Origin of the sequence: Caulobacter sp. X (assembly GCF_002742635.1) — a bacterium.
Taxonomy (GTDB): Bacteria; Pseudomonadota; Alphaproteobacteria; order Caulobacterales; family Caulobacteraceae; genus Caulobacter.
In genome coordinates, this window is sequence record NZ_PEGF01000002.1 from 1,403,187 (window position 1) to 1,422,034 (window position 18,848).

General features: G+C 67.8%; 22 protein-coding genes, 1 other RNA gene and 1 pseudogene. 9 read left to right on the top strand and 15 right to left on the bottom strand.

Annotation, left to right across the window (positions count from 1 at the left end; all coding sequences use genetic code 11):
* Nucleotides 1-268: 268 nt before the first annotated feature.
* The 4 genes from CSW60_RS18955 to CSW60_RS18970 all read right to left on the bottom strand — a co-directional run bounded on the left by CSW60_RS18955 (nucleotide 269) and on the right by CSW60_RS18970 (nucleotide 3,439).
* Entirely contained in the window at nucleotides 269-697 is a 429-nt protein-coding gene (locus CSW60_RS18955) for a PaaI family thioesterase (RefSeq protein WP_099538727.1), read from the bottom strand.
* A complete protein-coding gene (locus tag CSW60_RS18960) occupies nucleotides 694-1,530 on the bottom strand; it encodes a thymidylate synthase (RefSeq protein ID WP_099539185.1) in 837 nt (278 codons plus the stop codon). Before CSW60_RS18960 ends, CSW60_RS18955 begins: the two co-directional genes overlap by 4 nt.
* A 322-nt stretch (nucleotides 1,531-1,852) precedes the next feature.
* Nucleotides 1,853-2,803 (bottom strand): SH3 domain-containing protein, encoded by a 951-nt coding sequence (locus tag CSW60_RS18965; protein ID WP_099538728.1) that lies wholly within the window; start codon nucleotides 2,801-2,803, stop codon nucleotides 1,853-1,855.
* Nucleotides 2,804-2,878: 75 nt separating this feature from the next.
* On the bottom strand, nucleotides 2,879-3,439 hold the full coding sequence (locus CSW60_RS18970; protein ID WP_099538729.1) for a DUF924 family protein: 561 nt from the start codon (nucleotides 3,437-3,439) through the stop codon (nucleotides 2,879-2,881).
* Nucleotides 3,440-3,542: 103 nt separating this feature from the next.
* On the opposite strand from CSW60_RS18970, the gene CSW60_RS18975 reads away from it, so the two are divergent.
* From CSW60_RS18975 to CSW60_RS18990, 4 genes are all read left to right on the top strand, one after another.
* Nucleotides 3,543-4,328, top strand: a complete 786-nt coding sequence (locus CSW60_RS18975; protein ID WP_099538730.1) for an RcnB family protein — start codon at nucleotides 3,543-3,545, stop codon at nucleotides 4,326-4,328.
* 215 nt (nucleotides 4,329-4,543) lie between these two features.
* Nucleotides 4,544-5,587: a ketol-acid reductoisomerase gene (gene ilvC, locus CSW60_RS18980; RefSeq protein WP_369801044.1), complete on the top strand. Its 1,044-nt coding sequence runs from the start codon at nucleotides 4,544-4,546 to the stop codon at nucleotides 5,585-5,587.
* A 179-nt stretch (nucleotides 5,588-5,766) separates the two neighbouring features.
* The gene (locus tag CSW60_RS18985) at nucleotides 5,767-6,126 is read left to right on the top strand and encodes a helix-turn-helix transcriptional regulator (protein ID WP_099538732.1); all 360 of its coding nucleotides are present in this window, start codon (nucleotides 5,767-5,769) and stop codon (nucleotides 6,124-6,126) included.
* Entirely contained in the window at nucleotides 6,110-6,586 is a 477-nt protein-coding gene (locus CSW60_RS18990; protein ID WP_099538733.1) for an SRPBCC family protein, read from the top strand. Before CSW60_RS18985 ends, CSW60_RS18990 begins: the two co-directional genes overlap by 17 nt.
* 4 nt (nucleotides 6,587-6,590) lie before the next feature.
* Here CSW60_RS18990 and CSW60_RS18995 read toward each other — a convergent pair whose 3' ends face one another.
* Nucleotides 6,591-7,400: a CAP domain-containing protein gene (locus CSW60_RS18995; protein WP_099538734.1), complete on the bottom strand. Its 810-nt coding sequence runs from the start codon at nucleotides 7,398-7,400 to the stop codon at nucleotides 6,591-6,593.
* Between the two features lie 53 nt (nucleotides 7,401-7,453).
* Here CSW60_RS18995 and CSW60_RS19000 point away from each other — a divergent pair, with 53 nt between their 5' ends.
* A complete protein-coding gene (locus CSW60_RS19000) occupies nucleotides 7,454-8,014 on the top strand; it encodes a nucleoside 2-deoxyribosyltransferase (RefSeq protein WP_099538735.1) in 561 nt (186 codons plus the stop codon).
* A gap of 284 nt (nucleotides 8,015-8,298) precedes the next feature.
* Here the strand turns inward: CSW60_RS19000 and CSW60_RS24150 are convergent.
* Nucleotides 8,299-8,370: pseudogene (locus CSW60_RS24150) on the bottom strand (hypothetical protein); the annotation flags it as partial.
* Between the two features lie 627 nt (nucleotides 8,371-8,997).
* A complete protein-coding gene (locus CSW60_RS19010) occupies nucleotides 8,998-9,741 on the bottom strand; it encodes a tRNA1(Val) (adenine(37)-N6)-methyltransferase (RefSeq protein ID WP_099538737.1) in 744 nt (247 codons plus the stop codon).
* A gap of 115 nt (nucleotides 9,742-9,856) precedes the next feature.
* On the opposite strand from CSW60_RS19010, the gene CSW60_RS19015 reads away from it, so the two are divergent.
* Nucleotides 9,857-10,867: a polyprenyl synthetase family protein gene (locus CSW60_RS19015; RefSeq protein WP_201723109.1), complete on the top strand. Its 1,011-nt coding sequence runs from the start codon at nucleotides 9,857-9,859 to the stop codon at nucleotides 10,865-10,867.
* 115 nt (nucleotides 10,868-10,982) lie between these two features.
* Entirely contained in the window at nucleotides 10,983-11,381 is a 399-nt protein-coding gene (locus CSW60_RS19020) for a YccF domain-containing protein (RefSeq protein ID WP_099538739.1), read from the top strand.
* A 60-nt stretch (nucleotides 11,382-11,441) separates the two neighbouring features.
* Here CSW60_RS19020 and fumC read toward each other — a convergent pair whose 3' ends face one another.
* On the bottom strand, nucleotides 11,442-12,833 hold the full coding sequence (gene fumC / locus CSW60_RS19025) for a class II fumarate hydratase (protein WP_099538740.1): 1,392 nt from the start codon (nucleotides 12,831-12,833) through the stop codon (nucleotides 11,442-11,444).
* A gap of 85 nt (nucleotides 12,834-12,918) precedes the next feature.
* On the opposite strand from fumC, the gene CSW60_RS19030 reads away from it, so the two are divergent.
* Together CSW60_RS19030 and CSW60_RS19035 are read left to right on the top strand one after the other, a co-directional pair.
* Nucleotides 12,919-13,458, top strand: coding sequence for a DUF1697 domain-containing protein (locus tag CSW60_RS19030; protein WP_099539186.1), 540 nt, complete (start codon nucleotides 12,919-12,921; stop codon nucleotides 13,456-13,458).
* Nucleotides 13,416-13,856, top strand: a complete 441-nt coding sequence (locus CSW60_RS19035) for a RusA family crossover junction endodeoxyribonuclease (RefSeq protein WP_099539187.1) — start codon at nucleotides 13,416-13,418, stop codon at nucleotides 13,854-13,856. The genes CSW60_RS19030 and CSW60_RS19035 overlap by 43 nt, the downstream gene beginning before the upstream one ends.
* 10 nt (nucleotides 13,857-13,866) lie before the next feature.
* On the opposite strand, the gene CSW60_RS19040 is transcribed toward CSW60_RS19035, so the two are convergent.
* From CSW60_RS19040 to CSW60_RS23740, 7 genes are all read right to left on the bottom strand, one after another.
* Nucleotides 13,867-16,011, bottom strand: a complete 2,145-nt coding sequence (locus CSW60_RS19040; RefSeq protein WP_099538741.1) for a serine hydrolase — start codon at nucleotides 16,009-16,011, stop codon at nucleotides 13,867-13,869.
* A gap of 76 nt (nucleotides 16,012-16,087) precedes the next feature.
* Entirely contained in the window at nucleotides 16,088-16,858 is a 771-nt protein-coding gene (locus CSW60_RS19045) for a C13 family peptidase (RefSeq protein WP_099538742.1), read from the bottom strand.
* 16 nt (nucleotides 16,859-16,874) lie between these two features.
* A complete protein-coding gene (locus tag CSW60_RS19050) occupies nucleotides 16,875-17,348 on the bottom strand; it encodes a PaaI family thioesterase (protein WP_099538743.1) in 474 nt (157 codons plus the stop codon).
* Nucleotides 17,345-17,830 (bottom strand): SspB family protein, encoded by a 486-nt coding sequence (locus CSW60_RS19055; protein ID WP_099538744.1) that lies wholly within the window; start codon nucleotides 17,828-17,830, stop codon nucleotides 17,345-17,347. Before CSW60_RS19055 ends, CSW60_RS19050 begins: the two co-directional genes overlap by 4 nt.
* A gap of 180 nt (nucleotides 17,831-18,010) precedes the next feature.
* Nucleotides 18,011-18,375, bottom strand: a transfer-messenger RNA (tmRNA) gene (gene ssrA, locus CSW60_RS19060).
* Entirely contained in the window at nucleotides 18,339-18,620 is a 282-nt protein-coding gene (locus CSW60_RS19065; protein ID WP_161495664.1) for an Atu4866 domain-containing protein, read from the bottom strand. Before CSW60_RS19065 ends, ssrA begins: the two co-directional genes overlap by 37 nt.
* Entirely contained in the window at nucleotides 18,617-18,784 is a 168-nt protein-coding gene (locus tag CSW60_RS23740) for a hypothetical protein (protein WP_201723090.1), read from the bottom strand. Before CSW60_RS23740 ends, CSW60_RS19065 begins: the two co-directional genes overlap by 4 nt.
* Nucleotides 18,785-18,848 lie beyond the last annotated feature (64 nt).

The window sequence follows — 18,848 nt, forward strand, 5'->3', positions numbered from 1 at the left end:
GCTCATCACGGTCGCGGACTGTCATCAGCATGTAGTGCCGAACGAAGTCCGTCTTCCTTAGGCCAGCGGCGGGCAGGATCGCTTGTGCATCGACCTGTGCGACAGGAGGGGCCGGAGCAGAACACGCCGCGAGGTTCAGACTTGCGTAGGCGCCCACGGCGGCGACTTGAAGACGGATCGAGCGCATACTGCCGACAATGCGGCAGTCGACGCCCGGCATCCACCCATCTCGGACGATCGTCATGTCTGCTCAAGGCGCTGGACCGCCCTAGCCGCCAAACGGCGTGATGATCTGCTGGGCGCTGGCGCGGGCGATCAGTTCGTCGTCGGGTCGGAAGAAGTCGGCCTCGACGTGGATGATCGACTTGGTCTTGGCCACGACGCGGCCTTCCAGGCGTAGCGGCTCGGCCTTGCCGACGCGGATGAAGTCGATTTTCAGGTTGCTGGTGCGGAAGGCCGCGTCGGCGGGAGCGGCGGTCATGGCCGCGAAGGCCAGGATCTGGTCGGCGAGGGCGGCGAGATAGCCGCCGAACAGCGAGCCGTCGACATTGAGCAGTTCCGGCGAGGGCCGCCAGGTCTTCCGGGCCCAGCCCGGCCCCCAGGCGTCCAGAGCGCCCAGCTTCAGGGTCTGCACGACGGGCGGGAGGATTGCATCACCGGAGGCGAGCTGATCCAGCCGATCCGTCGCCCAGGTCAAACAGAAACCTCGGCCTTGATGTGCGGGTGGGCCTGGTAGCCTTCCAGCGTGAAGTCCTCGTACTCAAAGCCGAACAGGTCACGCTTGTCGGCGATCGTCATGGTCGGGAAGGGATAAGGCTCGCGGGTCAGCTGCTCGCGGGCCTGGTCGAGGTGGTTCAGGTAGAGGTGCGCGTCGCCGAAGGTGTGGACGAACTCGCCCGGCTCCAGGCCGACGACCTTGGCGACCATCAGGGTCAGCAGGGCGTAGGACGCGATGTTGAACGGCACGCCCAGGAACACGTCGGCGCTGCGCTGGTAGAGCTGACAGGACAGCTTTCCATCGGCCACGAAGAACTGGAACAGGCAGTGGCAGGGCGGCAGGGCCATGTCGTCGACATCGGCCGGGTTCCAGGCCGAGACGATGTGGCGGCGGCTGCTGGGATTGGTCTTCAGGTTCTCGACCAGGTTGCTGATCTGGTCGATCACGCGGCCGTCGGGGGTGGCCCACGAGCGCCACTGCTTGCCATAGACCGGGCCAAGGTCGCCGTTCTCGTCGGCCCACTCGTCCCAGATGCGCACGCCGTTGTCCTTGAGATAGGCGATGTTGGTGTCGCCCTTCAGGAACCACAGCAGCTCGATGATGATCGAGCGCAGGTGCAGCTTCTTGGTGGTCAGGACCGGGAAGCCCTTGGAAAGATCAAAGCGGATCTGCCGGCCGAAGACGCCCAGCGTGCCCGTGCCCGTGCGGTCGCCGCGCTGGACGCCGTGGTCGAGGATGTCGCGCAGGAGGTCGAGATATTGCCATTCGGGGTGGTCGTGGGCGACACCAGCGAGCGGGGTATGAATGTTCAAGGGAGCACCGATCGAGTTGACTTGATCGGTCTGAGGCATCTGGCGCGATGCCGCGATATTGAACTCGCTATCGTACACGGGACCTCACAGTACGAGTCGCACTTATCCACAACGCTTGTGGGCGCAGTTGGTTAACCACAGCTTACGCACAAAGTTCTGTGGATAGTCGTTGCGGCGGCTTTTCTGCCTCAGGAATGCTTAGCTGAAAGCAATAACGACGGATGTTCGCTTAGCGTCGTTAACCGTAAGGGGAGGCTGAGTCGGCTCGAGGTGCAAACTAGTGGTCTCCTCAGGATCGTTGAGGAGACCACCTCACAAATTGCTACTTGCTCGGCGCGAGACCCGTGTTCAGCACCCAGCCGACATTGTCGTTCTCGTCGGCCACTTCCCACCACAGCTCCTGCTGCTTGCCGGTCGGATAGACGATGGCGCCGGCCGGCAGGGTGCGGATCAGCTTGCCGCCGGCGACCGGGGTCGCGCGCATGGCGACGGGGCGCTGGGCGGTGAAGGTCTTGGCGGGAGCGGTCGCGGCGGCCGGACCAGCTTCCGACAGCAGGCCGAGGTCGCCGATCATCTTCGAATAGGCGTTGATGAACGACAGGGTGACGATGCGGCCGATGTCGGTGTCCTCATAGCCGCCGCCCACCGCGCCGGCGAAGCCCAGCCCGCCGCCCGCGCCCCAGCCGATATCGTTCTTCACCGCATAGCCTTCCGACACCGACATGGTCTCGGTGGTGCGGACATTGGTCAGCGACAGGACGGTGTTGGCTTCCAGCTTCTTGGTCTTGATGCCGCCGACCAGGCCGCCGACGCGACCGCCGATCAGGCCGCCGATGGCGCCGGCCACGGCCGTTCCGCCGACATTGCTGTTGCTGCCTTGGACCTCGGCGACCAGCACGTAGTCGGCCGCCTTCACCTGGCCCTGGCCGACGTTCGAGCCGCGCTGCAGGCCGAGGTTGCCGCCGATGGCGCGCTCCTTCTCGGCCGCGCTGAGACCCGCGCCCCGATCGACCAGGTTGAAGCAGCCCGAGCGCTGGACGATGGCGCGCAGCACCTTCTGCGGCGAAGCGAGGTTGTACTGGGTCCAGCCGCTGGAGTCGTCGCCGTCGACGATCGACAGCGTGCCCAGCTTGCGCGTGCAGCGCGGGACTTCGCCGGAAGCCTGGGTCTGCATCTGCTGGCCCTTGCTGGCCTTGGCTTGAGCAAAGCCGGTGGCCGGCGTGAGGGCGGAAAGCGTCAGGCCGACGATCAGCGCGCTGCGGAAGGCTTTCATATCTTGGCATTCCCCGAACAAGTGTGCGGGCGCACTCGTACAGGTGAATTTTTACAAAGCAAAGTTACGGCGCCGTTAGCCAGCGAAGCCGCCTTCATCCAGGAACTCTTGTTCGGCCGCCGTGGTCTCGCGGCCCAGGCCCCCGTTCCGGTGCGGGAAGCGGCCGAACCTGGCGATGATGTCGCGGTGCGCGAGCGCCCATTTCATCGACTCCTCGTCGCCGGTGTCGGCCTGCAGGCCGGCGAACAGCTGGACGCTGAACTCCTGGTCGACCAGCGACTCCGAGTGCTCGAACGGCAGGTAGAAGAAGGGGCGCAGCGTGGGCTCGATGCTGGGGTCGTGGTCGTGGCCGGCGGCGATGGCGGCGCGGGCGAACATGCGGGCCAGCGGATCGGTCGCGAAGGCGTGCGGCGTGTTGCGGAACATGTTGCGCGGAAACTGGTCCAGCAGGATCAGCAGGGCCAGCGCGCCCTCGGCCGTTTCCGCCCAGGCGTCATATCGGCGCATCGAGGCGCGGTAGTGGGTCTGCTCGAACTTCAGCGCGATGGCGGAGTCGAACGCCGCGTCCTTGGCGAACCACTTGGTCGGGCCGGCCTGGCGCCAGAAGGCGACGATGTCATTGGGATGCGCGGCCATCGTGTCTCCACCGTCCATGTTCAAGCTCGGTTCATCCGGCGAGTCCGAGACTGCTATCAAGGGACAAGCCCGGGTCTGCCATCAAGGCCCTTCGGAGCAAGATATGAAACGTGTGATCACGACCGCCCTGGCGCTTTCGTTGCTGGCGGGCGCGGCTCAGGCCGGCGCGGCGGGGGCGGTGGTCGCTCAGCAGCAGCAACAGCAGCGCGAACAGCAGCAGCGGGACGGCGGTCCGCGCCCGGATCGCGGTGGCGATCGAGGCGAGCGGGGCGGTGATCGCGGCGGTCCTCGCCAGCCCGACGGGGGCTGGAACCGGGGCGATCGCCCGCAGCCGCCGCAGGGCCAGCCTCAACCCGCGCGTCCGGACGGCGACCGCGATCGCGGCGGCGACGACCGCCGGGGCGGCGGGGACCGCAACGACAACAACCGTCCTGGCTGGCAGGATCGTGACCGCGACCGTGATCGCGACCGCGACCGCGACCGCAACGACTATCGTTGGAACGACAACCGCGACCGGGATCGCAACGACTATCGCTGGAACGACAATCGTAGCTGGGAATGGAACGACCGGGGCCACGACCGCTACCGGGACCGCGATCGCGGGCGGCCGCGCTATGACCGCTATAGCTATCGTCCCTTCTATTCGGCGCCGCAGCGCTATCGCGCGCCCGTCTATCGCTATCCGCGCGGCTGGTATGTGCGGAGCTGGTCGTTCGGCGACTATCTGCCGGGCGGCTGGTACGGAAGCTCTTACTATCTCGACGCCTGGCGGTACGGCCTGCCCCAGCCGCCGATCGGTTGCGAGTGGGTGCGGGTCGGCGACGACGCCATCCTCGTCGACATCTGGAGCGGCCAGGTGCTCAGCGTCTGGCGCGATCTCTTCTGGTGATCAAGGCGGGGCGGGGGAGCGATCCTCCGCCCTTTTTTCGCGCCGGCGGCGCGGGTTTTTTCACCCCGCCATGGCGAAGCCGCGAACCTCCGCCTAAAACGGGGTCGCGAAGGCTTCGCGATTTCCGCGTTCTGTCGGCTCCGCCTTGACGAAACGGCAAAAAAACGCTCAAACGCCCGGCCTTCGTCGCTCTTCCGTTGCGTGGGGCGACCCTGATCGACCAGTCCTGGAGAAAAAACATGCGCGTCTACTACGACCGCGACGCCGACATCGCCCGCATCCTGGACAAGAAGATCGCCATCGTAGGCTATGGCAGCCAAGGTCACGCCCACGCGCTTAACCTTCGCGACTCCGGCGCCAAGAACGTCGCCGTCGCCCTGCGCGCCGGTTCGCCGACCGCCAAGAAGGCCGAAGGCGAGGGCCTGAAGGTCATGACGGTGGCCGAGGCCGCCGCCTGGGCCGACCTGATCATGATCCTGGCGCCGGACGAGCACCAGGCCGCGATCTACAAGAACGACATCGCCCCCAACATCCGTGACGGCGCGGCCCTGCTGTTCGCCCACGGCCTGAACGTCCACTTCGGCCTGATCGAGCCGAAGAACACCATCGACGTGCTGATGGTCGCGCCGAAGGGCCCGGGCCACACCGTGCGCGGCGAGTACCAGAGGGGCGGCGGCGTGCCGTGCCTGATCGCGGTGCACCACAACGCCACCGGCAACGCCCTCGACCTCGGCCTGGCCTACGCCTCCGCCATCGGCGGCGGCCGTTCGGGCATCATCGAGACCAACTTCCGCGAAGAGTGCGAGACCGACCTGTTCGGCGAGCAGGCCGTCCTGTGCGGCGGCACGGTCGAGCTGGTCCGCGCCGGCTTCGAAGTGCTGGTGGAAGCCGGCTACGCGCCCGAAATGGCCTATTTCGAGTGCCTGCACGAGCTGAAGCTGATCGTCGACCTCATGTACGAGGGTGGCATCGCCAACATGAACTACTCGATCTCGAACACCGCCGAGTACGGCGAGTACGTGACGGGTCCGCGCATCATCACGCCGGAAACCAAGGCCGAGATGAAGCGCGTGCTGGAAGACATCCAGTCGGGCAAGTTCGTCCGCGACTTCATGCTGGAAAACCAAGTGGGCCAGCCCTCGTTCAAAGCCACTCGCCGTCGCGCGGCCGAGCACCAGATCGAGGAAGTCGGCGGTCGCCTGCGCGACATGATGCCCTGGATCGCCAAGAACAAGCTGGTCGATCAGGCCAAGAACTAAAGCGCGATAGCCGAAAGTGGTCGCCGGTTTCGGCGGCCATCGCGCGGCAAGCAAAAATGGCTTTCGAGCCTCTAGCTTCAGTACCCAAAGCTTATCCCACGAAGCCCTCGGCCCTCCCAGGCCGGGGGCTTTTCGTTTGCGGCTTGCGCAACGACGTTCTCCGTGCATAACTGAACCAAATGGTTCAGTATTTAGCCGCCCGCCTCGACGCCTCGTTCGCCGCCCTGTCCGACGCCACCCGGCGCGGGGTGCTGGAGGCGCTGAGCCGTGGCGAGGCGTCGATCACCGAGCTCGCCAACCACTTCCAGATGACCCTGACGGGCATGAAGAAGCACGTCGCGGTGCTGGAGGAGGCCGGGCTGGTGACGAGCCAGAAGATCGGCCGCGTCCGCACCTGCCGGCTCGCCGCGGGCGGGCTGGAGGAAGAGGCCGCCTGGATCGAGCGCTATCGCCAGCGCTGGGCGCTGCGGTTCGACGCGCTGGACGACGTTGTCGAGGAACTCAAGCAGAGGGAGGACCCGGATGTCCGGAAAGAATGAGACGGTCGTGACGCGCAAGTCGGACCGGGAGCTGGTCGTGACCCGCGTCTTCGACGGCCCTGTGCGCCTGGTGTTCGAGGCCTGGTCCAAGCCTGAGCTCTTCCAGCGCTGGTGGGTCCCCAAGGCGCTGGGCGTGCCGCTGCGCGCCTGCGAGATGGATGTCCGCACCGGTGGCGGCTATCGCCTGGAGTTCGGGCTGGACGCCGCCAACAGCATGGCCTTCTTCGGCAAGTACACCGACGTGACCCCGCCCTCGCGCATCGTCTGGACCAACGAGGAGGGCGGCGAGGTGTCGGTCACGACGGTCACCTTCGAGGCCCAGGGCGACAAGACGCTGCTGACGCTGAGCGAGCTCTATCCCAGCAAGGCGGCCTGCGACGAGGCGCTTCAAGGCTCGGCCCAGGGTTTCCAGGTGCAGTTCGAACAGCTGGACGAGCTGCTGGTCGAGCTGGTCGCCTGAGCCGCTATTCCAGGACGAACACCGGTCCCCAGCCCAGCTGGTATCGGTGCTCGCCCGAGGACAGGTGCGGGCGTAGCTGCCAGGCGCCCGGCTGCAGCACGCTGGGCGGGCGGCCTTCGACATAGGTGACGGTCAGCACCTCGCCGCCGGGCTCGGACACCGAGAACTGGCGGATCGGCGGGGCGGCGTTGGACAGCGCCCGGGCGATCTCGTCCGGGCCGCGCACCCGCAGCGGGGCGGGGGCCGCCAGGCGCGCTGCGACCTCGGCATAGGCGCCGACGGCGATGACGCGCGGACCCTGGCGCAGGGCGCCGTAGCCGACATGGGTGAAGCTGGGCGCGACCAGATTGGCCCGGTGGCCCGGGCTGTCGCGCCACTGGTTCATGATCTGGTCGGGACGCACCGCGCCGTCGGCGTTGCGGCGCATGGCGATGTTCTCGGCCGGCGCGCCGACCAGGTCGCGGGCCAAAAGGCCGACGCGGCCGGCGGGGGAGTAGCCCTCCCGCGTCAGGTGGTCGAAGCGTTCGGTCACGGCCATGTCGGCGGCGTGGGCGCGGGCGGCGGCGGCGAGGCCCGGATCCCAGGCCAGCGCCGCCGCGCCCTCGCGGCGGCGGATCAGATTGTTCAAGTCGAGCAGGGTCTGCTCGAAATCCTCGTCGAAGTCGCCGCCGGGCGGGTCGGCCAGCAGGCCGCGCAGACGGCGCTCATAGGCCAACCAGGGCTGGGCCGGGGCGGCGCGGGCGGCGCGGGCGAGGGACGCGGCGGCGACGGCGAGACCGCCGGCCAACAGGGTTCTTCGCGCGATGGACGTCATCTAGCCTTCCGACAAACATTGACAGGGTGGCCTCGGGACCAGACGTAAGGCGCATGCGTCCCGTCCGTTCCCTATGGCTCGCCGGCCCCCAGGTCTGGCTCCCCGATTCCGAAGCCCAAGCCGCCCGCGAGCGGGCGATGTGCCTGGACGCCGGCTTCGAACCCTTGGTCCCCGCCGTCATGCCGCCTGGCGAGGGCGGCGACGAGCTGGCGGCGAGGCAGTTCTACGCCGCCCGCATGGCGCAATTGCGCCAGGCCGACGCCGCCATCGTCAACCTGACCCCGTTCCGAGGCCCCTCGGCCGACACGGCGGCCGTGTTCGAGGCCGGCGTGCTGGCGGGCCTGGGCCGGCCGATCTTCGCCTATCTGAACGTCGCCAGCGAGATCGAGGCCGAGTACGTCGCCCGCGTCGACCAGATGCTGGGCGCCACGCTCGACGAGAACCGCGTCTGGCGCGACGCCGACGACTGCCAGGTCGAAGACCACGGCCTGCCCGAGACCGTCATGCTGTGGGGCGAGGCGCGGCGGCTGTTCGTGATCGTCACCCACGACCCGCTGCGGGATCTGACGGGGCTGGAGCTGTGTTTGGAGGCGCTGGGGCTCTACGCGGAGTAGGGGGAAGCGGACCTTCGGAAGGTCCGGAATGGGTGGCGAGCGGACGCGCTTCAAATCCTCCCCCTGTGGGGGAGGTGGTCGCGTCAGCGACCGGAGGGGGGCGTGGAGCTGAGATTCGGCTGCGCTCCCCTCTCCGTCGTCCCTTCGGGCCGACACCTCTCCCACAGGGTGAGGATTTGTCCGCAAAGGGCCGCAAGCCGACCTCCCGAGGTCGGTGCGAACCTTACATCTCTTGGAGGCCGCAGCGTGCAGGGCTGACCGGGTTGGTCAAGGACGGCTTCGCCGCCGCGGCGCGGCCGCCCGGAGGGCGGTCCTTGAGCAACCCGGACAGCCCTGCGATCGTCTCGCCGTGAGATGTAAGGATGGCTCCCGTCGCTGGGGACGGGGCTCTGACTAGCGGGGGCAGGCGCGAAAATCCCTCTCTCCATGAGAGAGGGTATTCGCGGCGCCGAACGCTCGTAGTTGGCGAGATCGCAGCCAATGAAATCAATCGCTTGTCGATTTTAGACGCCGCTGCGTCATCCGCGTAAAAACCGCCTCCATACTGATCTCACCCGATAGCGCGGAAGGGACGTCCGGCCGGCGATCGTGACGGCTGTTGGGGGTGGTCGAGCGGGAAGCGCTCGCCGGTCTTTCTTCGGGAAGGCGTCTTCGCGACGGATCCAGGTGCAGGTTCCCTGAAACATCGGGACGAAGCTCTGGCGGCGAAGACTTCGGCGGCGCGACAGGTTCGGGCTGAAATCGCCCGGGCGTTCCGGGACCGGGGTTCGTCGCCCCGGCCCGCCCGTCGGGGGCCGACTGTCGGGAGCGGGTTAAAACCCCGCGCCCCGCTGGCTCACCGGATAACGGCTACGCGGAGCGTCTGGCTTCGTCGAAACGGTACACACACTTCCAACCTCCGGGCGTCGCCCGGACGCTCCGCAGTCCCTTCCATCCCTTCAGCGGCCAGCCGCGTGAGGCGGCGAAGCCGTGCGCGGGCGCGCTCACCACCCCAGCGCCGCCTCGCCCCGCAGGATCGCCTCGGCCTGCGCTGTGTGCTTGCCGCCGTCGCGGTCGTGCAGCACCAGGGGCGGCAGCAAGACGAGCGGGGCCTTGCCGGTCTTGATCGCGCGGACGAGCACTCGCTTGGCCGGGGCGTCGGCGAAGGGGGCGATCGGGCGGATGCGGAACGAGCCGGCCTTGGGCGCCAGTTGCGCCAGGATGTCGGCCAGGCGGTCGGCGCGGTGGATGATCGTGATCGTCCCGCCCTCGCGCACGGCCTTCAGGCAGAAGGTCGTCCAGGCCTTTAAGCCGCCGTCGGCCATCCACGCGCCGCTCTTGGCGGGGTGGGGGGCGCGCAGGGTCGCGGCGTCATCGAAGAACGGCGGATTGGTCATCACCGCGTCGAAGACCGGCAGGCCCAGGGCCCGGAAGCCCGAATCGACATCGCCCGTCTGGATGGCGACTCGCGCCGACAGCCCGTTGAGGTTGGCGTTCTCCACGGCCAGGGCGGCGTGGGCCGGGTCGCGCTCGACGCCCTGGAACAGGACCTCCGGCCGGCGAGTCGCCGCGGCCAGCAAGGCGCCGCCGACGCCGCAGCCAGGCTCCAGCACGCGCTGGCCGGGCAGGGCGTCGCAAGCGGCCGCCAGCAGGGCCGCGTCCATGCCGGCCCTGTAGCCGTCGGCCTTCTGGCGCAGCCGCACGCGGCCCCCCAGAACCCGATCCTCCGTCACCTGTCGATCGTCCAATGCTTTTGGGGCCTTGTGCTCGCCTTGACCCTGACCTATCCCGCCACCATTGTCCCTCGCAACGGTAGATCCCTCCGGATAGCGAAGAGGGGGACGCCGCAAGGAGATCATGGTTTTGGACGCAGCCGCAGCGACCCTCCCCCGGACGTCGGGCTCGGTGGATCGTCTCGTGCGCCTCGCCGAGACCGACATGGCCGGCGTCAACCGCCTGATCACCGAGCGCATGCAGAGCGACGTGCCGATCATCCCGGCTCTGGCCGAGCACCTGATCGCCGCCGGCGGCAAGCGCCTGCGCCCGCTGCTGACCGTCGCCGCCGCGCGCCTGGCGGGCTCGGACAACGACCACTGCCTGAAGCTGGCCGCGGCCGTCGAGTTCATCCACACCGCCACCCTGCTGCACGACGACGTCGTCGATGGCAGCGCCCTGCGTCGCGGCAAGGTCGCCGCGCACTTGATTTGGGGCGGGGCGCAGAGCGTGCTGGTCGGCGACTTCCTCTTCGCCCGCGCCTTCGAGCTGATGGTCGAGACCAACTCGATGAAGGCGCTGGAGATCCTGGCCCGCGCCAGCCGCGTCATCGCCGAGGGCGAGGTCATGCAGCTGATGCGCAGCCACGACCTGAACCTGTCGCAGGCGCTGTATCTCGAGATCATCCAGGCCAAGACCGCCGAGCTGTTCGCCGCGGCTTCGGAGGCCGGCGCGGTGTCGGCCGGGGTCGACGCGGCCAGGACCGACGCGCTGAAGGCCTACGGCCTGAACCTGGGCCTGGCGTTCCAGCTGGTCGACGACGCCCTCGACTACGGCGGCGCGACCGAGACGCTGGGCAAGAACGCCGGCGACGACTTCCGCGAAGGCAAGGCGACCCTGCCGCTGCTGCTGGCCATCGCCCGCTCGGGGCCGCGCGAGGCCGAGTTCTGGGAGCGGGCCGTCGGCCGTCGCGAGCAGACCGAGGCCGACTTCCGCCGGGCCCGCGAGCTGATCATCGGCACCGGCGCGCTGGACGCGACCCTGGACCTGGCGACCGAGTACGCCGACAAGGCCAAGGCGGCGCTGGCGATCTTCCCGGCCAATGACTGGCGCGAGTCCCTGGAAAGCCTGGCCGACTTCGCGGTCAGCCGGACGGCCTAGACCCTCGGACCGCGCGGTGAATTCGGCGTAATCCGGCCCGGGCGATCTTCACAGGCGCGCGGAACAGGGCCACCTAAGCGGTCTGGGGCCGGCTTGGCCTGACGGGGACGCGAACTTGATCCGCTTTATTCTGAACGTTCTCTGGTTCTTTTTCGGCGGCTTCGTCATGGGCCTGGGCTGGCTGCTCGCCGGCCTAATCCTGGCCATCACCATCGTGGGCCTGCCCTATGCGGCCGCCGCCTGGCGGATCGCCGGTTTCGCCTTCTGGCCGTTCGGCAAGGAGATCGTCAGCCGCGAGATCCTGACCGGCCGCCAGGACCTGGGCACCGGGCCTCTGGGCTGCGGCCTGAACGTGATCTGGTTCGTGCTGGCCGGCTGGTGGCTGGCCCTGGGCCACGTCGCGGTCGCGGTCGTCGAAGGGATCACCATCATCGGCATCCCGTTCGCCATCAAGGACCTGCAGTTCGCCCGCATCGCCCTGGCGCCCGTCGGCCTCGAGGTCGTCCGGCGCTAGGCGCAAAAGAAAAGGGGCCGCCTCTCGGCGACCCCTTCGATCGTTTCGGTAGCTTGCGCCTCAGCCCGGCGAGACCATCTTTTCCGGACGGACGTACTGGTCGAACTCCTCGTTCGTCAGATAGCCGCCGCCGACGGCCTCCTCGCGCAGGGTCGTGCCGTTCTTGTGCGCGGTCTTGGCGATCTTGGCGCAAATGTCATAGCCCAGGCGGCCGTTCAGGGCCGTGACCAGCATCAGCGAGTTCTCGACGCCCTTCTTGATGTTGTCGATGCGCGGCTCGATGCCGACCACGCAGTTGTCGGTGAAGCTGATCGCCGCGTCGGCCAGCAGGCGGACCGATTGCAGGAAGTTATAGGCCATCACCGGGTTGAAGACGTTCAGCTCGAAGTGGCCTTGGCTGCCGGCGAAGGTCAGGGCGGCGTGGTTGCCGAACACCTGGACGCAGACTTGGGTGAGCGCTTCGCACTGGGTCGGGTTGACCTTGCCTGGCATGATCGACGAGCCGGGCTCGTTCTCCGGCAGCGACAGCTCGCCAAGGCCGGCGCGCGGGCCCGAACCCAGGAAGCGGATGTCGTTGGCGATCTTGAACAGGCTGGCGGCGACCGTGTTGATCGCGCCGTGGCTGAACACCATGGCGTCGTGGGCGGCCAGGGCCTCGAACTTGTTCGGGGCCGTCGTGAAGGGCAGGCCGGTGATCGCGGCGATGGCCTCGGCCACGCCCTCGGCGAAGCCGATCGGCGCGTTCAAGCCGGTGCCGACGGCGGTGCCGCCCTGGGCCAGCTGCATAAGCTTGGGCAGGGTCTGCTCGATGCGCTCGATGCCGTTTTCGACCTGCTGGGCGTAGCCGCCGAATTCCTGGCCCAGCGTCAGCGGGGTGGCGTCCTGCGTATGGGTGCGGCCGATCTTGATGATGTCCGCCCAGGCGTCCGACTTGGCCTTCAACGCCGTGTGCAGGTGCTTCAGGGCCGGCAGCAGGTCGCGAACGATCTGTTCCGCGCAAGCCACGTGCATGGCCGTCGGATAGGTATCGTTCGACGACTGGCTCATATTGACGTGGTCATTCGGGTGGACGGGCTTCTTGCTGCCCATCTCGCCGCCCAGGATCTCGATGGCGCGGTTCGAGATCACCTCGTTGGCGTTCATGTTCGACTGGGTGCCCGAGCCGGTCTGCCAGACGACCAACGGGAAGTGGTCGTTCAGCTTGCCGTCGATCACTTCGTTGGCGGCCTGGATGATGGCCTCGGCCAGCTTCGGATCCAGCTTGCCGAGCTTGGTGTTGGTCTCGGCGGCGGCGCGCTTGACGATGCCCAGGGCCCGCACGACGGGGAGGGGTTGCTTCTCCCAGCCGATCTTGAAGTTGCCGAGGCTACGCTGGGCTTGCGCGCCCCAGTAGCGGTCGGCGGCGACTTCGATGGGGCCGAAGGTGTCGGTCTCGGTGCGCGTAGCGGTCATGCGGCGATCTCCGGAAAAACGGTCGTGCGCGGTCTAGACCTTGAGCGCCGGGAGGGCAATGTTCGCCCACGCGAAGGAGACCCGCATGAGCCCTTATGTGGCGCTGCCCCGCTCGATCAACACCGGCAAGCGCAAGGTGCTGAAGGACGACCTGCTCGGGATCGCGCGGGATACGGGCTTCAAGGACGCCAGGACCTACCTCGCCAGCGGCAATCTCGTTCTATGGGGCGACCACGAAGGCGGCGTGGCGCTGGAGAGGGCGCTGGAAGACGCCTTGGAGGCGCGGATGGGGCTGCGGACCGACTTCATGGTGCGCTCGCCCGCGCAGATCCGGGCGATCATCGACGGCAATCCGTTCAAGGCCGAGGCGGCCGACCACCCCAGCCACGTGATCGTCAACTTCCTGAAGACGCCGCTGCCGGCGCAGGACGAGGCGATCCTGCGCGCGGCGATCACCGGGCCGGAACGCTTTGTGGTCGGCGCCTGCGAGCTCTATCTCGACTTTCCGATCAGCATGGCCGACTCGGTGTTGGATCGGGACTGGAAGAAGACCAAGCGTTCGCCCGTCGGGACCACGCGCAACTGGAACACGGTGATGGCCTTGGCCGGGATGATGGACGCGTGAGTCAGGTTCTCGATGGATCGGATTGGACGCATCACGGCAAGGTGCGAGCGCGCGAGGCCGGCGGGGAGCTGACGCTGGTCGTCGATGGCCTGACGACCCAGGGCAAGTACTACAAGCCGTTGATCTACGAGTTCTTCCGCAAGTCCTGGCGCGGCTCACGCCCGGCCTGGGGCGAGTTCAGCGTCGAGATCGGCATGGAATATGTCGGCGAGCCGCCGTGGATGGATCTCGACAACCTGGCCAAGGCGCTGCTGGACGCGATCAAGGGCTATGCCTTCCACGACGACGCCCAGGTCGCCCGGCTGCTGGTCGAGCGGCGGCCGGGCGATCGCGAGCGCATCGTCATCCAGGTGCGCAAGCTGAGCACCAACCTGATGCGGCGCACCCTGGAGGACTAAGAGCCGCGCCTCAGCTCCAGGGCAGCAGATAGCCCCACAGACCTAGCAGCACGCTCAGGAACACGAACAGCAGGGCGGTGAAGGTGAAGGCAACCTTGCGCCCGGCGGTCCAGCTGTCGACCCGGCGGCCGCCGCGCCACACCATCGGCAGGGCTCCGAGGGTCAGCACCGACATCAGCGCCGCGACCAGGGCGCAGGCCGAGGCGCTGAGCAGCCAGCCGCTGGGCCAGCCGAAGAAGGCCGCCGTCTGGTCCGAAGAGCGGATCGCGAAGACGCCCATGCACACGGCCGAGATCAGCCACAGCACGGCCTGGGCGGTCTGCATCTGGCTGGCGCGGGCCTGGACCGGCGTCTGGCGGGCCTCGCGACGGTTGCGGACGATGGTCCCCAGCACGGTCGCCAGGCTGGCGAGTCCGGCCAGGGCGACCGTCGCCAGCAGCAGGCTCGCGGACCGCATGGGGCCGATCCGCTCATAGGTCGCGAAACCGCGCGCCGCGTAGAAGCGCGACGGACGATCGCCGTTGGCGTCGAACACGATGATCAGCGGGCCGTCCACTGCCTTGAAGACGCCCGGTCGTCCGGCGGCGTTGAACAGCGCGGCCGAACCGCCTTCGCTGATGGACAGGCGGCCGTCCGCCGTCGCTCGCACCGTGGCCCGGCCGATGATGCGGTTGATGAAGCCTTCCAGGCCGCCATAGGCGCGGCGGGTCGTCAGGTAGTCGCCTTCATAGAGCTTGGCCTGCTCGTATGTCATAGCGCTGGCGGGCGGCACGGCGGGCGGCTTGGCGTAGAAGTGCTCGATGATCGTCGCGGGCAGGGTGGCGGGCAGGTTCACGCCGCTGTCGGTGTTGACCGAGATGAAGACGCCCAGGCCCAGGTCCGGCGCGATGACCATGTTCGAGTGGAAAAAGAGCGTCGCCCCCGCGTGGCCGAAACCGCGCCGTCCGCCGGGCAGCGGGATGTCCTGGAAGCCGGCGTTCCACCCGGCCGCTTCCGGGGCGGGGCGATACATCGGCGTGCGGAAGGCCTGGGCGGTCTTGGGCGAGAACACGGTCTTGCCGTCGATCACGCCGCCGTTCAGCAGCAGGGTCATGTACCTGGCCATGTCGCCGGCGGTGCTTGAGGCCGAACCCGCGGGCGCCACCTGGCCGATGAACTCACGCGGCTGAACCTTCCAGCCCAGCGACGTCCAGGAGAAGCCATCGGACAGCTCGGCGGCCAGGTCCTCCGACATCGGCGCCGGCAGGTTGTCGCGCCACGGCCGCGCCTCGCGGAAGGTCGTATGGCGCATGCCGGTCGGCAGGATGATCTCTTCGCTGATCAACTGCTCGAAGGGCTTGCCGGTGACGTTGGCGACCGCGGCGCCGGCCAGGGCGACGCCATAGTTCGAATAGCTTGGCAGCAGGCCGGGCTCGCGCACCCGGCGCGGACGTTCCTGGCGCAGATAGTCCGCCAGCGGGCGGATCCGGTTGGGATCACGCTCGAACAGCTGACCCATCGCGCGGTCCTCGAAGCCTCCCGTATGGGTCATCAGGTCGCGCAAGCGAACCTGAGTCTTCTTGCCCTGGTCCTTCAGCTGCAGCGGCTCGGGCAGGTAGAGGTTCACCGGACCGTCGAGGCGCATGTGGCCCGACTCGATCTCGTTCATCAGGGCGATCCAGGTGAACGTCTTCGAGATCGAAGCGATACGGAACAGGGTCTTGTCCGGATCGACGGGGCGGCGCTGGCCCAGATTGGCGAAGCCGTAGCCCTTCTTTAGGACCACCTGACCATTCTGGACCACCGAGATGGTCACGCCGGCGATGTGGTCGCGGGTCATGGCGCGTTGCACCACGCCGTCGACGAAGGCTTCGAGTTCCGGGCGGGGCAGCGGGGCGACGCCGACCGCCACCGGCTGGGCGGCGGGTAGGCTCGGCGCCTGGGTGGCCGGAGCAACGGTCGCGGGCTTGGGCGATTCAGCGGGGCGCTGGGCCGGACGGACGCGACGCGGACGCAGGCTGGAATAGGGGCGGGGGCCCGGCTCGACTGCGGGCGCGTCACTGGCCGGCGGCGGTGTCGGCGTGGCGTCCTGAGCGCGCGCCTCCGAACCCAGAGCGGACCATAGTGCGATGAAGGCCGCCGCGAGGGCGGCCGCGGGCGAAACGCGCGACGTCAACGATGTCCCCTGGGTGAAGCAGTAACTTCTAGGGTTTGTGTAACCTGCTTGCCGCGCGGGTCAAACCCGATACCGCTCAAGGCGTTCTGGGGGGAGATCGCTCGAAGGCGTAGAGCGGCAGCAGGGGACGCAGAGCCGGGCCGATCCACACCTGGGGTTCGGAGGCAGGCTCCGCGCCGGTCTCCTTTTCCTGGCGCGCGACGCAGGTCTGAACGCGCGCGCCTAGGGCGGCGAAGTCATGCGCGTCGGGGACGGAGGCCAGGAAGCAGGCGTCGAAATAGGGGTACTTGTCGCTCTCGCCGCAGCCGAACGAGGCGCGATCCGCGCGGGCGGCTGTCAGGATTAGCCGGTCGCTCTTCTGCAGGGGCGGGATGAACACGCCTGAAAAACAGGCGGAGATCACGACGACGCTGGGTCGATTAGGGCAGGCGTCGTCAAGGATGGCGGCCAGCAGATGCGGGCGCAGCAACTCCTCGCCGAGAATCGCGCCGTCCGGCCCGCCGTGCGAGCTGATGTAGAACAGGCAGCCGGCCTTGGCGGTCTGAGCGCTGGCGCGGAGAGAGTCATAGAGCGTTCGCGCATCCGCCGTCCCTGGCGCGTCGGCGGGATAGCGCTTGGGACGCACCGAGAACTGCTGGATGGAGGCCTTGTCGAAGCCAAGCTCGACCAGCGCCTTGGAGACATCGCGCCGGGCGTTGTCGAAGGCTTCGGTCGGGCCGCCGGAATGGGCGTGGTAGTCGCCCGCGACGACGACCGCGGTCCAGTTCGAGAACGGGCCGGCCCAGGCGACGGAAAAGGGGGCGAGAAGCAGGGCCAGAAGTCCGATGACCGCCGCCGCCGCCCGCATGGCCCGTCCCCCTCGGCTACTTCTTCTTGAAATTGGCGAAGGGCGTCGGCAGCGCCGTGCCGGTCGACTTGGCCAGCAGGCGGCCTTCGGCGTCGTAGAGCTCACCTTCCATGAAGCACACGGTGCGGCCCCACTTCACCACGCGGCCGACGCCGCGCAGCGCGCCGGGCATGGCTGGGCGCAGGAAGCTGGTCTTCATTTCCAGCGTGGGGACGACATGGGTCATGCCCGAGGTAATCATCCCAGCGACCGACATCGCCTCGTCCAGCATGGCGCAGACATAGCCGCCCTGGATCTGTCCCATCGGATTGCAGAGCAGGTCGGCGCGCGCGTTGAAGCCAACCTCGATCTCGCGATCGGCCTGGCGCACGGCCAGCAGCTCGAAGCCCAGGGTCTGGGATCCGCTGGGCTGGTTCTTGGATGCGCGGAAGCGCGCGAGGATCGCCTCGTCGCTCAGGGTCTGCGGAGCGTCGGAGACGACGTCGCTCATTTCTTCCGGAACTGGTCCAGGGAGACGATCTTCGGACCCTCGTCGCCGGACGGCGCGGGCCCCTTGGCTTCGGGCTCGTCCTGGGGCTCGGGATCATCCTCGACGATCTCGGGCGGGGCGAACTGCAGGGCGAACTGCACCGACGGGTCATAGAAGCGGGTGACGGCGGCATAGGGCACCGTCAGGCGCTTGGGTTGGCCGCCGAACTTCAGCGTCACCGAGAAGACGCTCTCGCCCGGGGCGAGGTCCCAGTACTGGTGCTGCAGGACGATCGTCATCTCGTCCGGATACTTGCCCAGCAGGTCCTGCGGGCCCGAGACGCCGGCGGCCTTGGTCTTGAAGGTGATGTAGAGGTGGTGGGGCTCAGGCAGGCCGCCCGGCTCGGCCGCCTTCTTCAGGGCGGCCCTGACCACGCCGCGCAGGGCGTCCTGGGCCATGGCCTCGTATTGCATGAGGTCTTCGGGCTGTTCGGTCTGGGACATGCGCTGAGGTCGATACTTCGGACTGAAAACGAAGCCGCGAGCCTAGCGTGTCGAACGCCTATCGCAAAGCTCTCCGATGTGGTCCGCGCGCCAAGGTCGCGGTCGTCACGCGCGGGGCGCGGCGCAACCGTTTGCGACGCTCTCGAAAAGAGAGGAGGGAGCCTCGGCAATGCATATGAGAGTGGAGGGATTCTGTTGGCAGGCTCCCTCCGGGCCCCGCCTAGGGATCTGAACCCCTAGGACTTAAGAGGCGAATTCAACGGCGCCGCATTACGCGGCGACGGCGAACTCTTCAGCGAAGTTATCGTTCGCATTTAGATAAAGGCCCGAAACGGTGGGCCAAGCCGAGAGAAAGCAGTCACCTTTACACGTCTGTCGATGCTGATCGGCCCCATGCAGTCCCATGATAACTTGGGAGAGATTTGGTGGAGCCGCCGGGAATCGCACCCGGGTCCAGTCCGCTTATTACGTGCGCGTTTATCCCCATAGTTCGGCCGAAGCCGGACAATCACAATATAGGGTGTTCGCCCTCGGTATGGAAGGCCGGGCGCTGGACTGTCCCCAGGCTAAGGCGGCCATTGGACAAGGTGCCGCTGACGACCGCGCCGCGGTCCTCGAACAGCTTCAGCGTTTCGCCGACCAGGACATAGACCCCCGTGAACACGTCGGCGAAGTCGTCGCGAGTCTCGATGAAGCGGCCGTCGGCGCGCAGTTCAAGCGAGATGTGGCCGTCGGGCGAGGTCCAAACGCCGGCGACGGGGATGTGGGGAACGATGGCGGACATCATCATCGGGCGAGGCTCCCAATCTGGAAGGTTTCGTTCTGGGGCGGCGTCGGCGCGGGTTTCGGAAGCACGGCGGTGGCGGCGGTCAGCGCGGCCGTCCCGCCCAGGAGAGCGGCGACGAACCAGCGCGGAGCCGTCACGCCGCCGCGTCGGGGCGTGTAGCGTCTCATCGCAGAGCTCAGGTTTTTGGAGTTGGCCGCGTCGGGGAGCGGAACGAGGCCACTATGGGGCGCC